This is a genomic window from Trinickia dabaoshanensis, from assembly GCF_002879885.1.
GTDB classification, from domain to species: domain Bacteria; phylum Pseudomonadota; class Gammaproteobacteria; order Burkholderiales; family Burkholderiaceae; genus Trinickia; species Trinickia dabaoshanensis.
On sequence record NZ_PNYA01000001.1, the window covers coordinates 23695 to 46147 of the forward strand.

Sequence of the window (22453 nt, forward strand, 5' to 3'; positions counted from 1 at the left end):
CAGTCTATAGACTTCCGCCATTGCCGACATCGAGCGATGCTGCAAAAAGGAGGCGTTTATGACGGACTGCGCGGTGGAACCGCTTTATCCCGACCCGGCCGAGGGGCGCGCCGCCGCCGTGCGCCGTCGCTTGGCGCTCGTTCTCGTGGCAAGCGGAATGTTCATGGCGGTCCTCGACACGACGATCGTCAACGTCGCGCTGCCCTCGATGCGCGCGCATCTTCATGCCTCGGTGAGCGGACTGGCCTGGATCGTCGATGCCTACACGCTGAGCTTCGCCGCGCTGATCCTCGCCGGTGGCGTCGCCTCCGACCGATTCGGCGCGAAGTCCATCTATCTCGCGGGCCTGGCGCTATTCGTCGCAGCTTCCGCCGCATGCGGCCTAGCGCCCTCGGTCGGCACGCTCGTCGCGGCGCGCTTCGCGCAAGGCATGGGCGCCGCCTTGTTCCTCCCCGCCTCCCTCGCGATCGTCCGCGCGACGTTCGACGATCCCGCCGAGCGCGCTCGCGCTATCGCCGCCTGGGCGGGCATCGCGTCGATCGCGGCCGCGATCGGGCCGGTAGCCGGCGGCCTGCTCGTCGATGGCTTTGGCTGGCGCAGCGCATTTCTCGTGAACGTGCCGACGGGCATCGTCGCCTTGGCCGGCGCCTGGATCGTCGTGCGCGCCGATGGGCGGGCCGCGCGTTCGAGCGGCTTCGACGCGAAAGGCCAGATCGCGAGCACGATCGCGTTGGCGGCGCTATGTTTCACGGCGATCGAATTGCCCACGCGCGGCATGGCCTCGCCCGAGGTGTGGGGTGCGATGGCCGTCACGATCGTCGCGTCCGCGCTATTGATCGCCGTCGAACGGCGCGCGGCGCACCCGATGGTGCCGCTCGCTTGGTTCCGCAACGCCAAGTTCGTCGCGATGAACGCGAGCGGTACGCTCGTTTATATCGGCTACTTTTCCGTGCTGTTTTTGTTGAGCCTCTACCTACACGGCGTGCGCGGGCTCGATGCACGGCAAACGGGGTTGGCGATGTTGCCGATGGCGGCGAGCCTATCGCTCGGAAACGTCTTGGCCGGCAAGCTGCAAGGCCGCTTGAGCGCCACCCGAATGATGACGATCGGCCTTGTGACCGCCACGCTCGCCGGCCCCGCGATGGCGGCGCTCTTGGAGACGAACGCCCCTTGGGCTTTTGTCATCGTGGCAATGGCCGGGTTCGGCGCCGGGACGGCGTTGTCGGTGCCGCCCATGATCTCGACCATTCTCGAACAAGTACCGGGCGAATCGGCCGGGGTCGCCTCGGGATTGCTCAACGCGTTGCGCCAAGCGGGGAGTCTGCTCGGCGTCGCATTCGCCGGTGCCGCCGCGGTGCTGGCCGTACATTTGTCGACGGCGCTAACGGTCGTTGGCGTACTCGCGGGCGTCACGTACGCGGGCGCCGCCTGCCTGGCCGCTGCGGCGGGACGTGCACGAGGCTATTCGGCCGGCGAGCGGGCCGCCGTTCGCTGACGCGTCGGCGCACCGCCCGGGTCCTGCGGTACATGCGCCGTTAGGCCGACTCGGGCCCCACCTTGCGCTGCCGCCATAGGCACAGCAGGTCGCACGCGACATGCGCCGCCGCGATCGACGTGATGTCCGCATGGTCGTAGGCCGGTGCGACTTCCACCACATCGGCGCCGACGATATCGAATCGCCCGAGCGCGCGCACGATCGCGAGCGCTTGCGCCGACGATACCCCCCCGGCCACGGGCGTGCCCGTGCCCGGCGCGAATGCGGGATCGAGACAGTCGATATCGAACGTCAAATAGACGGGCCGCTCCCCCACCACCGCCCCGATCCGCTCGACGGCAGCGCGCGTGCCGTGCTCGTGTATCCAAGGCGCATCGAGCACATGCATGCCCATGAAGTCGTCGTTCCATGTGCGGATGCCGATTTGCACCGACGCGGCCGGATCGATCAGCCCGTCTTTCACGGCCTTGTAAAACATCGTGCCGTGATTGAGGCTGTCCGGCTCATCGTCGGGCCAGGTATCGCAATGGGCGTCGAAATGAATCAGCGAAAGCGGCGCGCCGTATCGCTCGGCGTGCGCGATCAATAGCGGATAGGTGACGAAGTGATCGCCGCCGAACGTCAGCATCTTCGCGCCGCTGCGCAAGATCGTGCGCGCATGCTCGACGATGGCCGGTTTGATGGTGAGCGGATTATGCGCATCGAGCCAGCAATCGCCGTAATCGATGACGGCCAGATCGTCGAACGGATCGAAGCCCCACGGGTACGGCTTCAATTCCGCGAGTTGCACGCTCGCGGCGCGTATGGCGGCGGGTCCCAGGCGCGCGCCCGAGCGGAAAGTCGTCGCCAAGTCGAGCGGGATGCCCGATACCGCCACGTCGACACCGGCGAGCTCGCGCGTATAGCGCCGTCGCATGAACGAGAGCACACCTGCGTAGGTGTTTTCGACCGAAGAGCCGTGAAGTGAAGAACGGCGAATGGCGCCGTCGCCGTAAACCGGATCCGTCATGAGAGAAACCTGATAAACGTTTAATGCAGCCTAATGAGCGTGGACTTGAGCTCGGTGTACTTGTCGAGCGCGTGCAACGACTTGTCGCGCCCGTTGCCCGATTGACGATAGCCGCCGAACGGAAAGTTCATATCCCCGCCCTCATCGTAACAGTTGACCCACACCGTGCCCGCGCGCAAACGGCGCGACACCTCGTGCGACGTTGCCGGTCCATACGGCCGCGGCCAAACCGTATTCGGTATCGTTGGCGATGCTCACGGCCTCGTCCACGTCATCGAACGAAACCACCGATAAAACCGGGCCGAAAATCTCTGCGCGAGCGATTCGCGCATGGGGGCGCTTCACATCGAAAATGGTTGGTTCGATGTACAACCCGCCCGGCATCCTAACTATCTCGAAAATCGGGCCATCGCGAGCCGCTGTGGAACATTCTAATCACACCGCGAGAGTCGAGGATGCGCGAGCGCGCATGAAACGCGTCGGTCCAACCGCAGACGGTGTCGCAAGGCGAAACGGCAAATGCACGACGCATGCATTGCGCGTGAAACGGTGCCCGATCCGCTCGAAAGGGATTGACGGCACGCTTGGCTGATATATGCTGACAGGTAGTTGTACCCTCAATGTCACCGAATCGAGTCATATCGTGAGAGTCCGAGGCCCTTTGGTTAGATGGAACCGCAAGCAGGTCGCGAATCGCATTCGCGCCGGCCGCGCCATCGCCGACGGCAGCAACGGCCCGCTTGCGTTCCGCCGGTTTCTGTCCGTCTTCACGATCCTGTCACGCCGCTGCGTCCGCCGTCACAACGTCACGTCCGCACGCGCCTATATCGCCGTCCATCTCGACGACGTCGCCTCGCTGCTGCCGTAGCGCCTCTCTGCCGCTGCTCATCCATTCGAATCGTCTTCGGCGCCGCCTGTGCGCTTGGTTTATCGCGTCTATCGCGAGGCCCACGCTCGTTTAGGGTTTGCCGGACGAAATCGTGCTCGACCGTACGCGACGCTCGCGTCCGCCATCGCGCTCGAGCATCCGCCGTCCAATCAGAACAATTAATTAGTTATGCTAAGTAAACCAATCGTTGGCGTCACGGCCGACTCTACGGAAATCGGCATGCATCGCGCGCAGGTCGTCGGCGACAAGTACCTCATGGCGGTCGTCGAGGGCGCCGGCGCGCTCGCGCTTGCCGTTCCGGCGCTCGGCGCACGCCAGCCGGTGCTTGCGCTGCTACAGGCGCTCGACGGCCTGCTCTTCACGGGCAGCCATTCCAACGTCGAACCGCGCCACTACGGCGGCGCGCCGAGCATCTCGGGCACCTTGCACGATCCCGATCGCGACGCCACGACGTTGCCGCTCATGCTCGCCGCCATCGAACATGGCGTGCCGGTGCTCGCGATTTGCCGCGGATTCCAAGAAATGAACGTCGCGCTAGGCGGCACGCTGCATCAAAGCGTGCATGAAGTGCCCGGTCACGACGACCATCGCGAGACCCCCACCGATCCGATCGACGTCCAGTACGGCCCCGCACATTGCGTCCGGCTTTACGCGGGCGGCCTATTGCATTCGCTGAGCGGCGCGAGCGCCGAAGTTCGCGTGAATTCGCTGCATGCACAGGGCATCGACACACTCGCGCCGTCGCTCGCGGTCGAGGCCGTCGCGCCCGACGGGCTCATCGAGGCCGCGCGCGTGCGGGAGGCGCGCGCGTTCGCACTCGGCGTGCAATGGCATCCCGAATGGCGGCATTCAAGTGATCCCCTTTCCCGCGAGATCTTTCGTGCGTTCGGCGCGGCCTGCCGGGCCCGGCGCGCGGCGCGCTCGAACGCGCACGCCTAAACGCACGGCATCCGCCCCTACCCATTACACCGAACGAGGACTCTCATGGTCGAGATCGACGAATTTCTCAAGAAGCATCGCATCACCGAGATCGAGGCGATCATTCCGGATATGGCCGGTATCGCGCGCGGCAAGATCATTCCGCGCAGCAAGTTCGAATCGGGCGAATCCATGCGTCTGCCGCAGGCGGTCATGATTCAGACCGTCACCGGCGAATACCCCGACGACGGCGGTTTGACCGGCGTCACCGATCCCGACATGGTTTGCGTGCCCGATGCCTCGACGATCCGGCTCGTTCCCTGGGCCGTCGATCCCACCGCGCAAGTGATCCATGACTGCGTGCATTTCGACGGCTCGCCTGTCGAAATCTCGCCGCGCCGCGTCTTGCGCCGCGTGCTCGATCTCTATAAAGCGAAGGGCTGGAAGCCTGTCGTCGCGCCGGAACTCGAGTTCTATCTCGTCGAGATGAACAAAGATCCCGATCTGCCGTTGCAGCCGCCGATCGGCCGGACGGGACGACCCGAGACCGGGCGCCAAGCCTACTCGATCGAAGCGGTCAACGAGTTCGATCCCCTGTTCGAGGACATCTACGAGTACTGCGAGATTCAAGAACTCGAAGTCGATACGCTGATCCACGAAGTGGGCGCGGCGCAAATGGAAATCAATTTCCTGCACGGCGATCCGCTTAATCTCGCCGACCGCGTGTTTCTGTTCAAGCGCACCGTGCGCGAGACGGCGCTGCGCCATCACATGTACGCCACGTTCATGGCCAAGCCGATGGAGGGCGAGCCGGGCTCCGCCATGCACGTGCATCAAAGCGTCGTCGATACCGAGACGGGACGAAACCTATTCACCGATCGCGACGGCGCGCCGACCGAGATGTTCCACCAATACATCGCGGGGTTGCAGAAATACACGCCCGCGTTGATGCCGATCTTCGCGCCGTATATCAATTCGTACCGGCGTCTATCGCGCTTCATGGCCGCGCCGATCAACGTCCAGTGGGGGTACGACAACCGCACCGTGGGCTTTCGCGTGCCGCATGCCTCGCCTGCGGCGCGGCGTATCGAGAACCGCATTCCAGGGGTGGACTGCAACCCCTACCTCGCGATCGCGGGCACGTTGGCAGCCGGGTATCTCGGCATCACGCAAAGGCTCGCGCCAACCGAGCCGCTCGCCAACGACGGCTATCGCATGCCGTATCAGTTGCCGCGCAATCTCGAGGAAGGCCTCACGCTGATGGCGGCATCCGAGCCGCTCGCCTCGATCCTCGGGGAAGCGTTCGTCAAGTCCTACCTTGCGCTGAAAGAAACCGAATACGACGCGTTCTTCCGTGTGATCAGCTCTTGGGAGCGCAAGCATCTATTGCTGCATGTTTGAACCGCACCTATCTCTCGTTTGCCTGGAGGCTACATGAATCACGATTTCGATCCGTTCACCGCCACGGTCCAAGAAAGCGCCCCCGCCCCCACCACCGCCGACTATCGCGCGCTCGACGCCGCTCATCATCTGCATCCGTTTTCCGACATGGGCGCACTGAACCGAGCCGGTAGCCGCGTGATCGTCAAGGCCGACGGCGTCTACCTCTGGGACTCGGACGGCAACCGCATCATCGACGGCATGGCGGGTCTTTGGTGCGTCAACGTCGGCTACGGCCGCCAAGAGCTGGCGCAGGCGGCTTATCGGCAACTGCGCGAATTGCCCTACTACAACACGTTCTTCAAGACGACGCATCCGCCCGTCATCGCCTTGTCCGCGCGGCTAGCGGCACTCACGCCCGCGCCGTTCAAACACTTCTTTTACTGCAACAGCGGCTCGGAAGGCAACGACACGGCCTTGCGCATCGTCTACCGTTACTGGGCGGCGCAGGGCAAGGCATCGAAAAAATACGTCATCGCGCGCAAGAACGGCTATCACGGTTCGACGATCGCCGGTGCCACGCTCGGCGGCATGGACTCCATGCACGAGCAAATGCCCTCGAAGGTCGAGCACATCGTGCACATCGATCAGCCCTACTTTTTCGGCGAAGCACCGGCGCAGCTCTCGCCCGAAGCGTTCGGGCTCGAGCGCGCGCGTCAACTCGAAGCGAAGATCCTCGAGTTGGGGCCCGACAACGTCGCGGCCTTCGTCGCCGAGCCGTTTCAGGGCGCGGGGGGCGTCATCTTTCCGCCGTCGACGTACTGGCCGGAGATCGAACGCATCTGCCGCCGGTACGATGTGCTGCTCGTTGCCGATGAAGTGATCGGCGGGTTCGGGCGCACCGGGAAATGGTTCTCGCATCAGCATTTCGGTTTCGAGCCCGACCTGCTCACGCTCGCCAAAGGACTGACGAGCGGCTACGTGCCGATGGGCGCGGTCGCGGTGCATGAGCGCGTCGCTGCGCCGATCGTCGAGAACGGCGAATTCAACCACGGACACACGTACTCGGGCCACCCCGTCGCAGCCGCGGTTGCCGTCGCCAATCTCACGCTGCTGCGCGACGAAGGCATCGTCGAGCGCGTCGAGCACGACACCGGCCCCTACTTTCAATCGAGCTTGCGCGAGGCGTTCGGCCATCACCCGCGCATCGGCGAAGTGGCAGGAGCGGGACTCGTCGCGGGCATCCAACTCGCGCAGTCGCCGCGCGAGCGAACGCGCTTCGCCAACGGAAGCGACATCGCGCTCGCCTGCCGCGACCGCGCGTTCAACGGTAATTTGATCATGCGCGCGTCGGGCGACCGTTTGATCCTCTCGCCGCCGCTCGTCGTCTCGCACGCCGAAATCGACGAGATCGTCGACAAGGCGAAGCACGCGATCGATGCGACATTGCGGCAATTCGGGCTGTTATGAGCCGCGAGGACGGGTGCACCGGATGCGGACGCACGGGCGCCTTCGGCTACGTGGGACGCCCCTCGTCGAGCCGGCGTGCGAGTTCGCGCAAGCCGTCCGAGACGGCGACCGGGTAAGGCTCGTCCGCGTCCAACGAACGCTGCGCGCTCGGTAGCCCCCGTAACTGGCGGCGGGCATGTTCGCGCGCGCACTGCAGCGTCACCGGCCCGTCGCAGCGTACGCCGCCTCGCATGACCGCCTCGAGCAGCGGCTCGCCATCGCGCCGCTCGCGCGCGAGCGTGACCCAATCGCCCGCCATGACGCCGTTCGCCCCCCAGAGCCGATAGACAGCCTTGCGTCCGGGCCACGTCGCCTTGCCCTCTGAACGCTTGCGGCGCGGCTCGCCGGCATATTCCACGAGCTTGTAGGCGCAATCGAGATAAGGCGCGTCGGCCGATGTGTTCATTCGCGTGCCTACCCCGAACCCGTCGATAGGCGCTTGCTCGGCGGTTAGTTGGCGCAAGCGGTAATCGTCGAGGTTCCCGCTCGCGAAGATCGTCACGGCGGCAAGACCGCCGTCGTCGAGGATGCGGCGTACTCGCCTCGCATGTTCGCCCAGATCGCCGCTGTCCAGACGCACGCCGTGAATCGCGATGCCCTCGCGAGCGAGCAGCGGCGCCAGCGCCACGACCTTGCGCGCCGCCGCCTCGGTGTCGTACGTATCGAGCAGCAGCGTCGTGTTGGCCGGTTGCGAACGGGCGAACGCTTCGAAGGCGAGCGCTTCATCCGTATAGGCTTGGACATAAGAATGCGCCATCGTCCCGTACACGGGGATGTCGAACGCGAGCCCCGCCGCAACCGTCGCCGTGCCGCCGAACCCAGCCAGATACGCGGCGCGCGCCGAAAGCAACGCGGCCTCCGCCCCGTGCGCACGCCTCAGGCCGAAGTCGACGAGCAACTTATCGGGCGCCGCCAGCACGCAACGCGCGGCCTTGCTGGCCACGACGGTTTCGAAATGGGCCAAGTTCATCACACGGCTTTCCACGAACTGCGCCTCGCGCATCGGCGCCGTGATGCGGATCATCGGTTCGTCCGGGAAAAACACCGTGCCTTCGGGCAGCGCATCGACGTCGCCCGTAAAGCGCAGATGTTCGAGCGAACGAAGGAACGGCACGGAGAAACGTCCCGTCTTGGAGAGCGCGGACAACTCGTCGGGCGAAAAGCGCAATCGCTGCAAATAGTCGAGGACTTGTTCGAGACCGGCCGCCATCAAGAAACCGCGGTGAAGCGGCAGCGCGCGCACGAACAGTTCGAACGACGCCGTTTCGTTCACGCCGGCATCGAAATACGCCTGCAGCATCGTCAGTTCGTATAGATCGGTCAAAAGCGCCGTGCCGGGCGAGTACTTCATGATGGGGTGGTCTCCGCTCCACGCGTCGACGCCCGCAACAACGGCCGCAGCGCGTCGAGCCCGCGCGTGTTGACGACGTCGTTCTTTTCCAGCCAGCCGCGCCGCGCTTGGTCCACGCCGTGGCGAAGATCGTCGAATCCGAGCGTGTCGTGCGCATCGGAATCGATCGCGATGAGCACCCCCTCGGCCTTGGCCATGCGGCAGTAGGTATCGGCCAAATCGAGCCGCTTGGGCTGCGCGTCTAGTTCAAGGCCATACTCGTTGATCGTCAAGCCGAAACCTTGGGCGATGCGCCGCATCGCGATGTTGTGCGCCTTCGATCCCGTGAAGTACACGAGCGCCGCCTCGAAACTGTCGGGCTCGACCACCCGCAAATCGACCTGAATCCCGCTTGCGAGCACGACGCTCGATCGTGTGTCGCCTCGCGCGAGCACCTGTCGCACTTCGTCGTAACCGACGAAGCGCTCGAGGATATGCGCCTGCGTCTTTTCGCCGAAGCCGGGGACGGAGCGAATCAACCCCTGCTCGGCGGCCTCGCGCAATTGCGCGATCGTCCGCACGTGCAGCGCTTCGTACAACGCGCGTACCCGCTTGGGCCCCAGCCCCTGCACTTGCAGCAGCTCCGTGATCGCCGCCGGCATCTGTGCGCGCAAGCTCGTCAGCAACGTGCAAGTGCCGGTCGCGGCGATTTCGCGCAGTTTGCCCGCGAGGTCGTCGCCGATGCCCGCGATGCGTTTCACGTCTTCGTTTTGCTCGATCATCGCGGGCACGCTCTTGCCGAATTCGCCGACCGAGCGCGCAGCGTTCCGATAGGCCCGCACGCGGAAAGGATTGGCGCCTTGAATTTCGAGCAAGTCCGCAATCTGCTCGAACACCGACGCCATATCGGCGTTTTGCATCGGCATGATGACTCACCTCGCGCCTCAACCTCCGCGCGTTTGCGCACATTGCGCGAAACGACGTTGCGATCGAGTGTCGAGGGCAACCGCCACGCGAGCTCAGCGCCGCCAATGCACCCGCGCCAGGTCTTGGTCGAGGCTGTACTTGACCTCCAGCGTTCCCTGGAAAGCGGACTTCAACGCCTCGCCCAAATCGCGCGTGTAATGGACGTCCGTCGTCTCGACGACCGTCGCGCCGTCGCTCGCTTCGATCGACATGATGCGTTTCATCGGATGATGCGCGCGGGTTTTCGCTTCGTCGCGGCGCAATAGGTCGACGATTTCGACCTGATGCTGCGCGGCGAATTCGCCGTCGATCGTCAGATAGCCGGCGGGCAGGCGGTCGGCCGTGCGGCGGCAGGCCATACACGCCGCCTCATGGGCATCGGCCGGACGCGGCACCCATTGCCACCGCCCGCCCGTATAGACGACGCCGCAACTCGGGCACACCGACGGTTCGTGCAACTTTCCGCGCAGCCGATAGGGATCGTGCCCGAGCCCTGGAAACACTTCGGCGTGCTCGCCCGCCTTGAATGGCCTCGTGTGATCGCTCATAGGAATGCTCCTGGTCGCTAGGGTGCGCGATATGCGCCGATGTTTGGGTGGCCGCGGGCTGCGAAACATGCGCCCGGCAAGGTCAGCCTATGACGCGGGCCGCGAGCCGGCTTGACTTGCGTCAACGAAGCCCCAGCCGATGCCGCGACGATGAACGGGCGGGCCTACGTCCGCCCTTTTTCCTCGAATAGCGTCTGCCGTATACCAATGCGGCGTAGATCGTCGAGCAACGTCGCGATCGCATCGAGCAGATCGTCCGCACTGACCACGCCGACGAGTTCGCCGAGCGCGTTCGTGACCGGCACGCGCCGCACGCCGTGCAGCCGCATGCGTCGCAGCACGTGATCGATGCCGTCGGTTTCAAGCGCGACGACGAGCGGCTCCGACATCAAATCCGCAACGAATACACTCGCCGGATCGACTTCGTTCGCAATCACGGCCAACACGAGATCGCGATCGGTCACGATGCCTCGCAACACGCGGGCACCGTCGCGCTCATCGACCACCAGGACATCGCCGACATGGCGCGCTCGCAGCAGTTTCGCCGCATCGAGCGCGGTATCGCCGGCTGCGCATGTCACGACGTCGCGCGTACAGAGTGCCCCCGCGTTCATGGCGTTCTACCGGGGATTGCGCTGCGTGCGCGAACCGTCGCGCGCGCCTTTGCGCGCTCGCCTCGCGCCGTCGGACGCGCGCAACCCGCGGCGCGGGCGCCGATACACATCGAGGCTCACGTAAAGGCCGCCCGCCGCCACTTCGGCGATGGCGCTCGTCAACTCGCCGTCGGCCGTGCTGTGCCACAGATAGCCGCTCACGCCCGCTTCGAACGCCCGCGCGGCAAAAGCGCGCTCGGCGTGCGCGCTGACCACGAGAAGCCGAACGTCCGGGGCCGCATCGCGTATTCGTCTGATGACCTCGAACGTATCGCCCGTCGATGCGGCCAAGTAGATCGCAAGCACGCGCGCGCCGCGCTCGAGCGCGTAATGCGCGGCCTCGGGAACCAGCAACGTTTCTCCGGCCAGTTCGATGTCCGACGCGCACGAGAGCAACGCCCGCAAGTGCGCCAACGCCGGGCTCGGCGTTCCAGCCAGAACGACTTTGATCATCGAACGGTCCTCTAAACCAAAGGCTTTGCCTTTCCATTCTAGTTCGTGCATCCGTAGGGTGAATGTGCGCTCGCCCGCGCGATGAACGGCTTCAAACGGCTCGAACTTGGCCAGAAGACGCTCCATCGGCGCAGCCCACGCTCGATCGGACCGCGAGGCGCGTTCCCGCCCGGCGTTCCCCTTTGACGAAAATCAACGGCCCCATCGGCTTCGCTCACTAACCTGCCGCTATCGGACACCGCCGAGGCGGCGCAACCTCGCCTGCCTCGCACCTGCGTATGCAGCAAGGGAGACACGCCATGACCGCCAAGGCGCTGATTTTTCACCAGGACGCTCGGCACCTGCTCGTGCGCGGCGTCAATGCGCTCGCCGAAGCCGTCAAAGTCACGCTCGGCCCGGGCGGACGCAACGTCATCGTCGAGCGACCCGACGCGGCGCCGCTCGTGGCGAACTCGGGTGTCATCGTCGCCAATCACATCGACCTCACCGACCCGTTCGAGGAAATGGGCGCACGGTTGCTTCGCGAAGTGGCGACCAAAACCAGCGAGGTGGCCGGCGACGGCACCACAACGGCCACCACGCTCGCGCAGGCCATCATCGTCGAAGGCATGAAGTGCGTGGCCGCCGGACACGATCCGATGGAATTGAAGCGCGCCATCGAAGGTGCCGGCAAGCGCGTCCTGACCGAGCTTCAGCAACTCGCGAAACCGTGTGCGAGCATCGACGAAATGCGCCAGATCGCGACCATCTCGGCCAGTGGAGATGCGAGCATCGGCGAACTCGTCGCGCGCGCGGTCGAACGCGTCGGCAACGACGGCGCGATCAGCATCGAAGACGGCTCCAAGCTCGAGGACGAGCTCGAGCTAGTCGACGGTTCGCTCCTCGAACGCGGTTACGTCTCGCCGCTTTTCGTCGAAGCGTCGGGCCGCGAAGTGGTGCTCGACGAGCCGCGCATCTTGCTCGCGGATATGAACCTCACCTCGGTCGCGCATTTGCTGCCGGTACTCGAGGCGGTGAGTGCCAGCACCAAGCCGCTCGTCGTCGTCGCGAACGAAGTCGAGAGCGAGGCGCTCGCGACGCTCGTCGTCAATCATCTGCGCGGCACCTTGAAGTCGTGCGCCATCCGCTCCCCCGGCTTCGGCGAACAGCGCACGGAGCAACTCGCCGATCTGGCCGCGCTGACGGGTGCCACGGTCATCTCGCCGCAATTGGGCCGCACGATAGAGCGCGCGACGCTCGACGATCTGGGCACCGCGCGCCGCATCGAAATCGGGCGCGACAGCACGACGATCATTGCGGGCGGCGGCGATCGCTCGCGCATCGACGCGCGCATCGCGGCGATCAAGGAGCGGATCGCCGGCGCGAAGAACGACTATGAGCGCGACGCGCTCACGCGGCGGCTCGCGAAACTCGCGGGCGGCGTGGCCGTGATCAAGGTCGGCGCGGCCACCGAAGCCGCGTTACGCGAGCGGCGCAATCGCTTCGACGACGCGTTGCATGCGACGCGGGCGGCGGTTGAAGAAGGCATCGTCGCCGGCGGCGGCGTCGCGCTGTTGCGGGCGCGGCGCGTGCTCGCGGACGGGAACGGGAACGGCGCGGCCGGCATCGAGCGTATCGGCGCCGCGATCGTCAGCCACGCGCTTGCTTGGCCGCTACGGCAAATCGCGCAAAACGCGGGGGCGGACGGCCAGGCGGTCGCGCACGCCGTGGCCGAGGCCTCCGGCACCTATGGCTATGACGCCAAGGGCGCCCGCTACGGCGACATGATTGCGTTCGGTATCGTCGATCCGTTGAAGGTCACGCGCTCGGCGCTGCAAAACGCGATCTCGGTGGCCTCGTTGATGCTGACCACGGACTGCATGGTGGCGGTGTCCGCGCCGGCGAACGGCGCGCTGCGCTCGATACCGGAGCGCGGGTACGGCGAAGGGGGCGCTTACGAGTGAGGCGAGTGAGGCAAGTGAGTCGGGTGAGAGGGGCCAATGAACAAGCCGGATCGATGCGCCCCATGCAAGCGCGCCGCCCGCGCTTGACCGCCGCGCAGTTGAGCAGTCTCGAGCGCGCGCTGCTGCGGCCGCGGGCGTATGCGCATCGAACCGGCCATATACGCCGTATCGAAACGCACATCTCGATCCTGTATCTCGCCGGTCCGTTCGTCTACAAGCGCTGCAAGCACATCGATCTGGGCTTCGTCGATTTCACTCGGCCCGAGGCGCGCTATCGAGCCTGCATCGATTCGCTGCGCTTGAACCGGCGGCTGGCCCGCCCGCTCTACCTGGACCTCGTGGAGGTGGTGGGCAAAGGGAACCAGTACAGATTCGCCGGCACGCGAGGCCCGCATCGCGGCGGCTCCGCCGTCGACTACGCGCTGAAGATGCGCCGCTTTCGTCAAAGCGATTTGCTCAGTGTCCGTGCGGCACGCGGGGCCCTGCGCCGCGAGGAGATCGAGTGGAGCGCGCAGCGCATCGCCGCCTTTCACCGTCGCGCCGCCGCGTGCCCGCTCGCATGCGGCTTGGGCTCGGCCGCGCTCGTGCGACGTCAAATCGACGACGTGCTGACGGGTCTCGAGCGCGAGGCGCCGGGCGCGTTGCCGGCGACACTCGCGCAGGTACAACGCCGGCTCGCAGACGAACTCGCGGAACACTTCGAGCAACGCCGCGCCGCGGGATTCGTGCGCGAATGCCATGGCGATTTGCATCTCGAAAACATCGTTCGCCGAGGCAACGACATCGTGCTGTTCGACTGCATCGAATTCGCCCCTGAACTGCGTTGGATCGACGTCACCGCCGATCTCGCCTTCCTCGTCATGGACCTGCTCGCGCACGGCCGCGGCGACCTGGCCACGCGACTCGTCGACCGATGGCTGCTCGCAACCGGCGATTACGCCGGAATGCGCGCATTGAAGTGCTACGTGATGTACCGTGCGCTCGTGCGCGCGTTCGTCTCGATCTTGAAGGCACCCGCGCAAGACGGCGCAGCGCGGCGCATTCCGCCTGCGGCCGTCCGCTATTTGGCGCTCGCACAGCGCTTGAGCGCCGCGCCCAGCGCATCGCTCGTGCTGTGCCACGGTTTTTCCGGCTCGGGCAAATCCGTCGTGGCCAATGAGCTCGCGCCGTACATGGGGGCGATCGTCGTCAGCAGCGACGTCGAACGCAAACGCGCGTCCGAGCCGCTGGGCGCATCCTGCCGCGAGCCGATGCCCGCCACCGCCTATTCAAGCGTCGCGCTCGATGCCAACTATCACCGCCTCGCCGAACTCGCCGATGCGCTGTTGGGTGCGGGCCTGCCTGTCGTAGTGGACGCAAGCTTCCTCAAACGCGCCCACCGCGCATCCTTTCTCGAGCTGGCCAAGCGGCATGGGGCGCACGTGACGATCGTCGATGTGCACGCGCCGCGCTCGCTGCTGGTCGAGCGATTGCGCGAGCGCGCGAAGTCGCGCGACGAACCGTCCGATGCCGATGAAGCCGTCTTGCATCGACAGATGAAGGAGGCGGAGCCGCTCGACGCCCGCGAAGTCTCGATTACGGTCGCGATCGACGCTGCGACCCCACGCGAAGCGATGCGTGACGCAACGTTCTGGCAACCGGTGCTCGCACGCACCGGTGCGCCCGGGTGGCTCGCCGGCGCCGATATCCGCGCACCAGGGCGCGCCGGCTGAAACGGGACCGCCGCTCGGCGGCCCGCGCGCATCAACCCGGTTTGCCGTCGATACGCGGCGCGCTCAAGTAGGGAATATAGCGAATCAGGTAGACGGCGAGCGACGCGCACCACAAACCGCCCGCCACGTCGATCCACATGGCGGTCGCGCCGGCGAAGGCCATCGGGCCGAATACGCGAGCGAGCGCGGCCGTGACCATGAGCCAGTAAGCCGCCACTTCGAACGGCCCCGCGACGAGCACCCGCCCGGTGTGCCCCAGCGCGGTACGCGTGATCATGGCGACGATTGCGCCGCCCATCGCGCCGACCGTCAGCGCGTGCATCGCCAACGAATGCGAGACGCGTCCGAACGCGGCGCCCGCAAGCAGCGCGAACCCGATCGGAATCCAGAGACACGCGACATGCAAGATCCATAGAATCGGCCTCGCCCCGACGCGCCACGAGCGCCATCCGATCATGCGAGCCGCGTGCAAGAGCGCGGTCGCCGCCGCGCATGCGGCCACGAACACGGCGGGTGCGCCCAGCGCATCGACGGTCATCGTGACGAGCGGCGCAAGCGTCGAGCCGTGATCGACGAACTTCCAGCGTTTGAGCGTGAACCCCGCGATCGCATTGACCGTAAACATCGGCACCACTCTGCCCGTGATCACCGAGACGAACATGATGATGAGGCCCGTCGTCGCATAGGCCACGCGCAGCGCGAGGTCGATGCGGCCATCCCATGCGTACCAATGAAAGAGCGCATTAAGCAGCCCATACAGGCCGAGCGCCACCGGCAAAAAGATGTTGTGGCTATTTTTCGCGGCGATCAATACGCGCAGCAAGACCACGGCTGCGATCGGCAAGAACGCGACATCGACGATGGCCGCCGCAGGCTCGGGCCCCGTCCACACGAGGACGCGCCCCGCCGCCCACAGCAGCCACAGCGCCGCGAGCGAGGCGCCGGTGGGCGTGGGGCGCGAGGTCCACGCGCGCACGGCCGTCAACAAGAAACCGACGACGATCGCGCCGACAAAACCGAACAGCATCTCGTGCACATGCCATGCAACACCGGTCAGCGCGGCCTGCCCCGCCGCGCCGCCGCCGCGCAGCGCCGCAACCCATAGCGCGACGGCGACGAAGCCGAACAGCGCGCCGCCGAGATAGAAGGGACGGAAACCGAGCCGCAACAACGGCAGTCCCGATGCTTGCTTCGATGCGCCGCGCCCGAGCGGCTCGTTGATCTTCATCATCCTTATTCCCCTCGGCGGCCCCGCCGCTTCAGGCTTCGCTGTTGGGCGCGCCTTGCGCACCGGCTTCGCGATCCGATCGGCTCTCCATCGATCACGATAGATCAAGATAGATCACGACTTGATATGAATACCGTCAGCATAGCGCGCGGCGGCGTCGATTTCGGTGCCTGCGACAATTGGCGCAGCGCTATCCGGCCCACACGTTCTATCTTGATAGCACATGCCATCCGATCCGCCACGGAGGAAAAAATGCTCAGTCCGCACGAATTCGCCGCGCTGCTGCTCGTGGGCGAGCCGCGGGCTCTGGACGATCTCGATCGAGGCGATCTGGCCTCGCTCGTGGAAAGCCAGCTCGTTGCATTGGAGGAGTTGGCCTCGGGCCATCGTCTGCGTTTGACCGAACGCGGCAACTCGGTGGTCAAAGCCGTGACGCGGCGGCCGCACTGACGGCTGCAGCAACGACTGCCCGGGGCCGCCGGAGGCACGTCCGGCCCGGACGGTGAAACTGAGGTAGTATCCGCACCGAAGCGGGTTGCCTCGAGCGCGCGTGGCGCCGGCCCTGCTTGCCCATGAACCGCTTGCATCGATCCACCGACTGCCTCACCGTTTGCCCGCCGTGCCACAGCCTCCGATTTCCGCCCCGCAAAACTTCGACGAATACTGCGCGCAAAAAGCGGCGCCCGCCGGTTCCAGCGCCTATTACGCGTTGCGGCAGGCGCCTGCCTCGCGTCAACCGTTTCTGACCGCGCTCTTCGCACTGCGCCGCGAACTCGAGGAGACGGTCAAGAATACGAGCGATCCGACGGTCGGCCGCACCAAGCTCGCCTGGTGGCAAAAGGAAACGGCCGCATTGGCCGCCGGTCAACCGTCTCATCCGGTCTCGCACGCGCTCGCGCGGCATAGCGCCGACATCGAATCAGAGGCGCCGATGTTGCGCACACTCGTCGCCGGCTTCGAGATGGATTTGGACCAGGCGCGGTATCTCGACTTCCCCAACCTCGCCCGCTACATCGAGCGCGTCGGCGGCGCCTTCGCCGGCGCGGTGGCACGCGCCACGGCCCGGCAAGCGCAGCACGCCGATGCATGGGCCGCCCCGCTCGGCAATGCGCTCATGCTCGCGCAGTTCGTCCAAGAACTCGGCAACGACGCGCGGCATGGCCGGATTTACTTGCCCATCGACGAGCTGCAACGCTTCGGCGTGACGGCGGCCGAGATCGTCAACCGCAAATACAGCCCGGCGTTTTCCGAGCTCATGCGCTTCCAGACGAATCGCGCCCGTGAAGCGCTTCATACGGCACTCGCCGGCATTCCGGCCGCCGAACGCCCGACGCAGCGCACGTTGAAAGCCCAAGCGGCGATGGCGCTCGCCCTGCTCGACGAGATCGAGCGCGACCAGTATCAGGTGCTGCATCAACGCATTGCGCTGACGCCGATTCGTAAGCTTTGGATTGCGTGGCGAGCGGCGCGCAAACGCTAGAGGTCAGCGCTTATAGAGCTCGCGCACCGCGTCTTCGATATGCTGACGCAACAATCGCCGTTCCTCGACGGTCATATGACCATCGCGCTGATGCTCGCCGAACTCGGCAGGCGACGAGGCCGTACGAACGATCGGCGCGGGCGGCGGCGCGCTCGCCGGCATGGAGTGCGCTGCGTTTTGGGCGGGCAAATAACGATGATGGAACGAACGGAAGGGGCGCGACGCATCGGGCCCGCGCTCGCGCAGCGCCGGTTGCGCCTGTGCTTGGGCGGCAACGACCAGACTCGCGACAACACCCGCGATGGCAACGGCGGCGATCCGCGCTCGCATGCGCGGCACCGCGTATCCCACCGTCATCTTGTTCCCTTCGTCATGCGGCAACCGGCGACCTCGAATTACGTGTACTGATGCCCGATCCATCATCGAGCGCGAGAGAGAGGTGTTAATGGGATGAAGTATCCACCGAACAGCCGCTATCAGTGAAGAAGTTTATGTGCGCACCGTTTACGGCGCGCATCAACACGGGTAAATTTTGTAACTGTCTGTAACCCGATAAATCGCACTTTCGCGCCCCGGATTGCAATCGCGCTAAGATGCCGCCCATGGAAACGAAAAACCCTTCGAAGATTTTGGTCGTCGACGACGATCCCCGCTTGCGTGACCTGCTTCGCCGCTACCTCGGCGAGCAAGGCTTCAACGTCTACGTTGCCGAGAATGCGCCGGCGATGAACAAGCTTTGGGTGCGCGAGCGGTTCGACCTGCTCGTGCTCGATCTGATGCTGCCCGGCGAGGATGGCCTGTCCATTTGCCGCAGGCTGCGCGGCAGCAACGATCGCACGCCGATCATCATGCTCACGGCGAAAGGCGAAGACGTCGATCGTATCGTCGGCCTCGAAATGGGCGCCGACGACTATCTGCCCAAGCCCTTCAACCCGCGCGAGCTGGTGGCCCGCATCCACGCGGTCTTGCGCCGTCAGTCGCCGTCGGAGCTGCCCGGCGCGCCGTCGGAAACGGCGGAAGTGTTCGAGTTCGGCGATTTCGCGCTGAACCTCGCCACACGCACGCTGACGAAAGCGGGCCAGGAAATTCCGCTCACCACCGGTGAATTCTCGGTGCTCAAAGTGTTCGCGCGCCATCCGCGTCAGCCTCTGTCGCGCGAAAAGCTGATGGAACTCGCACGCGGCCGCGAATACGAAGTGTTCGATCGCAGCCTCGACGTGCAGATCTCGCGTCTGCGTAAGTTGATCGAGGTCGATCCCAGCAGCCCTCGTTTCATTCAAACGGTCTGGGGTCTCGGGTACGTCTTCATTCCCGACGGCTCCGCGTGACGCGCGCTCCATCGCTTCGCACGCCACGATAGGTCCCCATGCGTATCAACCGGCGATTTCTCGCCCACGCATTCGGGGGCCTGTTTTGGCGCACCTTTTTGTTGATCGCGCTGCTGATCGCGGTCAGCCTCGCCGCGTGGTTTCAAAGCTTTCGTGTGATCGAGCGCGAGCCGCGCGCGCAGCGCGTCGCGCTGCAACTCGTGGCGATCGTCAAACTCACGCGCACGGCGCTGCTCTACTCCGATCCCGATTTGCGCCGGGCCTTGCTGCAAGACTTGGAAAGCAACGAGGGCGTGCGCGTTTATCCGCGCGAGAGCACCGATAAATTCACGCTGCAGCCCGACGAATCGCTGAACCGGCTCATCGAACACGATATCCGCGGCCGACTTGGAGACGACACCGTCATCGCGCAGTCGGTGAACGACATTCCCGGCGTATGGATCAGCTTCAAGATCGACGACGACGACTACTGGGTGGCGCTCGACCGCGATCAGCTCGATAGTGTCACAGGCCTGCAATGGGCCGGCTGGGGCATCTTCGCGCTCGCGCTCTCGCTATTCGGCGCGGCATTCATCACGAGCCTCGTGAACCGTCCATTCGCGCGCTTGGCGGCCGCGGCGCGGCACGTCGGTTTGGGGCAAGCGCCCGAACCGTTGCCCGAGCAAGGTCTCGGGGTCGCCGCCGAGACCAATCGAAGCTTCAATCAAATGGTGCGCGACCTCGAGCAGCTCGAGGCCGACCGCGCCTTGATGCTCGCCGGCATCTCGCACGACTTGCGTACCCCGCTCGCGCGGCTGCGGCTCGAAACCGAAATGAGCCCGTCCGACCAGGCGACGAAAGACGCCATGATCGACGACATCGAGCAAATGGACTCGATCATCGGGCGCTTCCTCGATTACGCGCGCCCGCCTCAGCATTTCTCGCGTCCGGTCGACTTGTCGATCGTCGCCGGCGACATGGCGGCGCGCCTGGCAAGCGAAGACGGCGTGCGGCTTACGGTTCGACTCGCGGAAGCGGCCGTCATCGAGGCCGACGAAACCGACTTGCGCCGCGTGGTCGGCAACTTGCTTGAGAACGCGAGGAAGTACGGGATTAGCGAAACGGACGGCATTCCGCACATCATGGTCGAAACGCGGGTGTCCCATTCTCGAGCGGAGCTGTCCGTGCTCGACGAGGGGCCCGGGATTCCCGAAGACCAAATCGGCCTCGTCACTCGTCCGTTTTACCGAGTCGATACGGCCCGCACGCAGGCCAACGGAACGGGCCTGGGCATGGCGATCGTGCAGCGGCTGGTCAGCCGCCATCGAGGCCAGCTCAAGCTGCGCAACCGCACGCCGGGCCCGGGGCTCGAAGTCACGATCGAGTTTCCGCTGGCTAAAAGCAGCTAAACGCCCCCGTACGACCGGCCCGCTCGACCGAACCGGCCGGCAATATTAGTCATTTTCTATTCGAATCTGAAATCGATAGCGATCTGGCTTTCGATATCGCGGCGTAACGCATTCGTTACAGCGGGCAGGTAGTTTTGAACACCGCCTCACCTTTGTTCAACCAAACATAGGAGTCAACGCATGAAAACCGTGGGCGATAAACTCGAAGCGTTCACCGTCACGGCCGCGAAGCCGGGCTTTAACCAACACGAAGAAAACGGGCAGTCGGCGTTCGAAGAGATCACCGAGCAATCGTTTCCGGGCAAGTGGAAAGTCATTTATTTCTACCCGAAGGACTTCACCTTCGTCTGCCCGACCGAGATCGTCGGATTCGGCAAACTTCAAAAAGACTTCGAAGAGCGCGACGCGGTCTTGCTCGGCGGCAGCGTCGACAACGAGTTCGTCAAGCTCGCATGGCGCCGCGAACACAAGGACCTCGACAAGCTGAATCACTACTCGTTCGGCGACGTCAAGGGTGAGCTGATCGACCAACTCGGCGTGCGCGACAAGGAGGCAGGAGTGGCGCTGCGCGCGACGTTCGTCGTCGATCCGGACAACACGATCCAACACGTCTCGGTCAACAACCTGAACGTCGGCCGCAACCCGCAGGAAATTCTGCGTATTCTGGACGGCCTGCAAACGGGCGAACTATGCCCCTGCAACCGCTCGGCCGGCGGCGCGACGCTGTAATCGCGGCCCGGCCGGCGGCCTTTCTGGCCGGCGCGGCCGCCCTGTTTGCGGTTTATGCGTCCTCACCGGCGACGCTGAGCAGGACGGCGGCCTGCGCCTCGATGCCCTCGCCTCGCCCTAGGTAACCGAGCTTCTCGTTCGTCTTCGCCTTGACGTTCACGCGCGTGAGCGGCAAACCCAGATCCTCGGCGATATTGGCGCGCATGGCCTCGATATGCGGCGCGAGCTTGGGCGCCTGAGCGATCACCGTGCTATCGACGTTGACGATGGCGAAGCCCGCTTTTGCGATGCGCGCCGCGCACTCGCGCAGCAGCACGCGGCTATCGGCGCCCGCGAAGCGCTTGTCGGTATCGGGAAAGTGCCGCCCGATGTCGCCGAGCGCCGCCGCACCGAACAGCGCATCGGTCACCGCGTGCAGCAGCACGTCCGCATCGGAGTGGCCGAGCAGCCCGCGTTCGTAGGGCACCGTCACGCCGCCGATGATGAGCGGCCGCCCCTCGACGAGTGCGTGCACGTCATAGCCTTGTCCGATTCTGAAATTCATTTTGCGTGTCTCACTGCTGTCGCGGCCCGTGGGCCGCACTAGGATGGTAAAGGTCGCCGGGACCGGCGACGGCCCCGCATCGAATGCCTCAGCGGCTCGCGCCGTGCGTCAAGATCGCCTCGGCCAAGGCGAAGTCTTCGGGGTACGTGACCTTGAAATTGCGCAAGCTGCCTTGAACGAGGCGCGGCGCATGGCCGAGCCATTCGATGGCGCTCGCCTCGTCGGTCAGATCGTGCCCGTCGCGCTCAGCCCGCGCGATCGCCTCGCGCAGCATGCCGATCCGGAACATCTGCGGCGTTTGCGCCTGCCACAGGCCGCTGCGCGGCTCCGTGCGCGCGATTCGGTCACCGCCGGCGGCATCGACACGCTTGAGCGTATCGGCCACCGGCAGCGCCATGATGCCGCCCACGGCGTCCTCCGCCAGGGCCGCGATCAGCGAGCGGATCAACTCGGGGGTAATGCCCGGGCGCGCCGCGTCGTGCACGAGCACCCAGTCGTCGTCCGTCGCCCCCGTCTCGCACAGCGCATCGAGCCCGTTTCTGACCGAGGCTTGCCTCGATGCGCCGCCGCAGCGCCGCACGGCAAAACGCATCGGCGCGAAGCGCTGCGCGTCGAAATGGGTGTCGTCGGGCGAAATGACGACGAGCGTTTGGGCGAGTTCCGGGCAGGCGTCGAAGGCCGCCAGCGTGTAATGCAGCAGCTCGCGCCCTGCCACGGAGCGATACTGCTTGGGCATCGGCGCGCCCGAGCGGCTGCCTGTGCCGGCGCAGGGAATCAGTGCGAAAAAGCGGGAATTCACGTGAGCGGAGTCGGGCCGTGCTCGGCCGCCAGTCAAAAATGGACGACGGATTTTATAATAGGCGCTTTGTTCCGGGCACCTCGTTTGCGAACGAGGCTTGCCCCGGCGCTCGAAAGCCTGTCGCAGCGGGCTTTCGCCACGTTCAAGCTAAG

The 22453-nt window shown here is 65.3% G+C and carries 22 protein-coding genes and 1 pseudogene; 12 read left to right on the forward strand and 11 right to left on the reverse strand.

What is annotated here, in order from left to right; all coding sequences use genetic code 11:
• Positions 1-58 precede the first annotated feature (58 nt).
• Positions 59-1495, forward strand: coding sequence for an MFS transporter (locus C0Z18_RS00100; RefSeq protein WP_102643341.1), 1437 nt, complete (start codon positions 59-61; stop codon positions 1493-1495).
• A gap of 40 nt (positions 1496-1535) precedes the next feature.
• On the opposite strand, the gene speB is transcribed toward C0Z18_RS00100, so the two are convergent.
• Together speB and C0Z18_RS00110 are read right to left on the reverse strand one after the other, a co-directional pair.
• Positions 1536-2504: an agmatinase gene (gene speB, locus C0Z18_RS00105; protein ID WP_102643342.1), complete on the reverse strand. Its 969-nt coding sequence runs from the start codon at positions 2502-2504 to the stop codon at positions 1536-1538.
• A 20-nt stretch (positions 2505-2524) separates the two neighbouring features.
• Positions 2525-2882, reverse strand: a pseudogene (locus tag C0Z18_RS00110) (aldehyde dehydrogenase family protein); the annotation flags it as partial.
• A 265-nt stretch (positions 2883-3147) separates the two neighbouring features.
• Between C0Z18_RS00110 and C0Z18_RS00115 the strand changes: the two are divergent.
• From C0Z18_RS00115 to C0Z18_RS00130, 4 genes are all read left to right on the forward strand, one after another.
• Entirely contained in the window at positions 3148-3372 is a 225-nt protein-coding gene (locus tag C0Z18_RS00115) for a hypothetical protein (protein ID WP_199189357.1), read from the forward strand.
• Positions 3373-3561: 189 nt separating this feature from the next.
• The gene (locus C0Z18_RS00120) at positions 3562-4332 is read left to right on the forward strand and encodes a gamma-glutamyl-gamma-aminobutyrate hydrolase family protein (protein ID WP_102643344.1); all 771 of its coding nucleotides are present in this window, start codon (positions 3562-3564) and stop codon (positions 4330-4332) included.
• 45 nt (positions 4333-4377) lie between these two features.
• The gene (locus tag C0Z18_RS00125; RefSeq protein WP_102643345.1) at positions 4378-5712 is read left to right on the forward strand and encodes a glutamine synthetase family protein; all 1335 of its coding nucleotides are present in this window, start codon (positions 4378-4380) and stop codon (positions 5710-5712) included.
• Between the two features lie 33 nt (positions 5713-5745).
• Entirely contained in the window at positions 5746-7161 is a 1416-nt protein-coding gene (locus C0Z18_RS00130) for an aspartate aminotransferase family protein (RefSeq protein WP_102643346.1), read from the forward strand.
• A 46-nt stretch (positions 7162-7207) separates the two neighbouring features.
• Here C0Z18_RS00130 and C0Z18_RS00135 read toward each other — a convergent pair whose 3' ends face one another.
• From C0Z18_RS00135 to C0Z18_RS00155, 5 genes are all read right to left on the reverse strand, one after another.
• Positions 7208-8551, reverse strand: a complete 1344-nt coding sequence (locus C0Z18_RS00135; RefSeq protein WP_102643347.1) for a nicotinate phosphoribosyltransferase — start codon at positions 8549-8551, stop codon at positions 7208-7210.
• Complete coding sequence (locus tag C0Z18_RS00140) at positions 8548-9456, reverse strand: helix-hairpin-helix domain-containing protein (protein WP_102643348.1); 909 nt, start codon at positions 9454-9456, stop codon at positions 8548-8550. The genes C0Z18_RS00135 and C0Z18_RS00140 overlap by 4 nt, the downstream gene beginning before the upstream one ends.
• Before the next feature lie 93 nt (positions 9457-9549).
• On the reverse strand, positions 9550-10044 hold the full coding sequence (locus tag C0Z18_RS00145) for a BCAM0308 family protein (protein ID WP_102643349.1): 495 nt from the start codon (positions 10042-10044) through the stop codon (positions 9550-9552).
• A 164-nt stretch (positions 10045-10208) separates the two neighbouring features.
• Positions 10209-10658, reverse strand: coding sequence for a CBS domain-containing protein (locus C0Z18_RS00150; protein ID WP_102643350.1), 450 nt, complete (start codon positions 10656-10658; stop codon positions 10209-10211).
• Positions 10659-10664: 6 nt separating this feature from the next.
• Entirely contained in the window at positions 10665-11150 is a 486-nt protein-coding gene (locus C0Z18_RS00155) for a response regulator (RefSeq protein WP_158244180.1), read from the reverse strand.
• A gap of 299 nt (positions 11151-11449) precedes the next feature.
• Here C0Z18_RS00155 and groL point away from each other — a divergent pair, with 299 nt between their 5' ends.
• Entirely contained in the window at positions 11450-13093 is a 1644-nt protein-coding gene (gene groL / locus C0Z18_RS00160) for a chaperonin GroEL (RefSeq protein ID WP_102643352.1), read from the forward strand.
• 62 nt (positions 13094-13155) lie between these two features.
• Positions 13156-14805, forward strand: coding sequence for a bifunctional aminoglycoside phosphotransferase/ATP-binding protein (locus tag C0Z18_RS00165; protein WP_158244181.1), 1650 nt, complete (start codon positions 13156-13158; stop codon positions 14803-14805).
• Between the two features lie 31 nt (positions 14806-14836).
• Here the strand turns inward: C0Z18_RS00165 and C0Z18_RS00170 are convergent, their stop codons facing one another.
• On the reverse strand, positions 14837-16033 hold the full coding sequence (locus C0Z18_RS00170) for an NnrS family protein (protein ID WP_102643657.1): 1197 nt from the start codon (positions 16031-16033) through the stop codon (positions 14837-14839).
• A 252-nt stretch (positions 16034-16285) separates the two neighbouring features.
• Here C0Z18_RS00170 and C0Z18_RS00175 point away from each other — a divergent pair, with 252 nt between their 5' ends.
• The gene (locus C0Z18_RS00175) at positions 16286-16483 is read left to right on the forward strand and encodes a hypothetical protein (RefSeq protein ID WP_102643658.1); all 198 of its coding nucleotides are present in this window, start codon (positions 16286-16288) and stop codon (positions 16481-16483) included.
• Between the two features lie 160 nt (positions 16484-16643).
• Entirely contained in the window at positions 16644-17513 is an 870-nt protein-coding gene (hpnD, locus tag C0Z18_RS00180; RefSeq protein ID WP_102643354.1) for a presqualene diphosphate synthase HpnD, read from the forward strand.
• A 3-nt stretch (positions 17514-17516) separates the two neighbouring features.
• Here hpnD and C0Z18_RS00185 read toward each other — a convergent pair whose 3' ends face one another.
• Positions 17517-17870 carry a hypothetical protein gene (locus C0Z18_RS00185; protein ID WP_233216754.1) on the reverse strand — a complete coding sequence of 118 codons (354 nt, stop codon included), beginning with the start codon at positions 17868-17870 and terminating at the stop codon, positions 17517-17519.
• Between the two features lie 236 nt (positions 17871-18106).
• Here C0Z18_RS00185 and ompR point away from each other — a divergent pair, with 236 nt between their 5' ends.
• From ompR to C0Z18_RS00200, 3 genes are all read left to right on the forward strand, one after another.
• Positions 18107-18841, forward strand: coding sequence for an osmolarity response regulator transcription factor OmpR (ompR, locus tag C0Z18_RS00190; protein WP_408646954.1), 735 nt, complete (start codon positions 18107-18109; stop codon positions 18839-18841).
• A gap of 38 nt (positions 18842-18879) precedes the next feature.
• Complete coding sequence (locus tag C0Z18_RS00195) at positions 18880-20229, forward strand: ATP-binding protein (protein ID WP_102643357.1); 1350 nt, start codon at positions 18880-18882, stop codon at positions 20227-20229.
• 180 nt (positions 20230-20409) lie between these two features.
• Entirely contained in the window at positions 20410-20958 is a 549-nt protein-coding gene (locus C0Z18_RS00200) for a peroxiredoxin (protein ID WP_102643358.1), read from the forward strand.
• Positions 20959-21010: 52 nt separating this feature from the next.
• Here C0Z18_RS00200 and ispF read toward each other — a convergent pair whose 3' ends face one another.
• Together ispF and ispD are read right to left on the reverse strand one after the other, a co-directional pair.
• Positions 21011-21502 carry a 2-C-methyl-D-erythritol 2,4-cyclodiphosphate synthase gene (ispF, locus tag C0Z18_RS00205; RefSeq protein ID WP_102643359.1) on the reverse strand — a complete coding sequence of 164 codons (492 nt, stop codon included), beginning with the start codon at positions 21500-21502 and terminating at the stop codon, positions 21011-21013.
• Between the two features lie 88 nt (positions 21503-21590).
• Positions 21591-22301: a 2-C-methyl-D-erythritol 4-phosphate cytidylyltransferase gene (gene ispD / locus C0Z18_RS00210; protein WP_102643360.1), complete on the reverse strand. Its 711-nt coding sequence runs from the start codon at positions 22299-22301 to the stop codon at positions 21591-21593.
• Between the last annotated feature and the right edge of the window lie 152 nt (positions 22302-22453).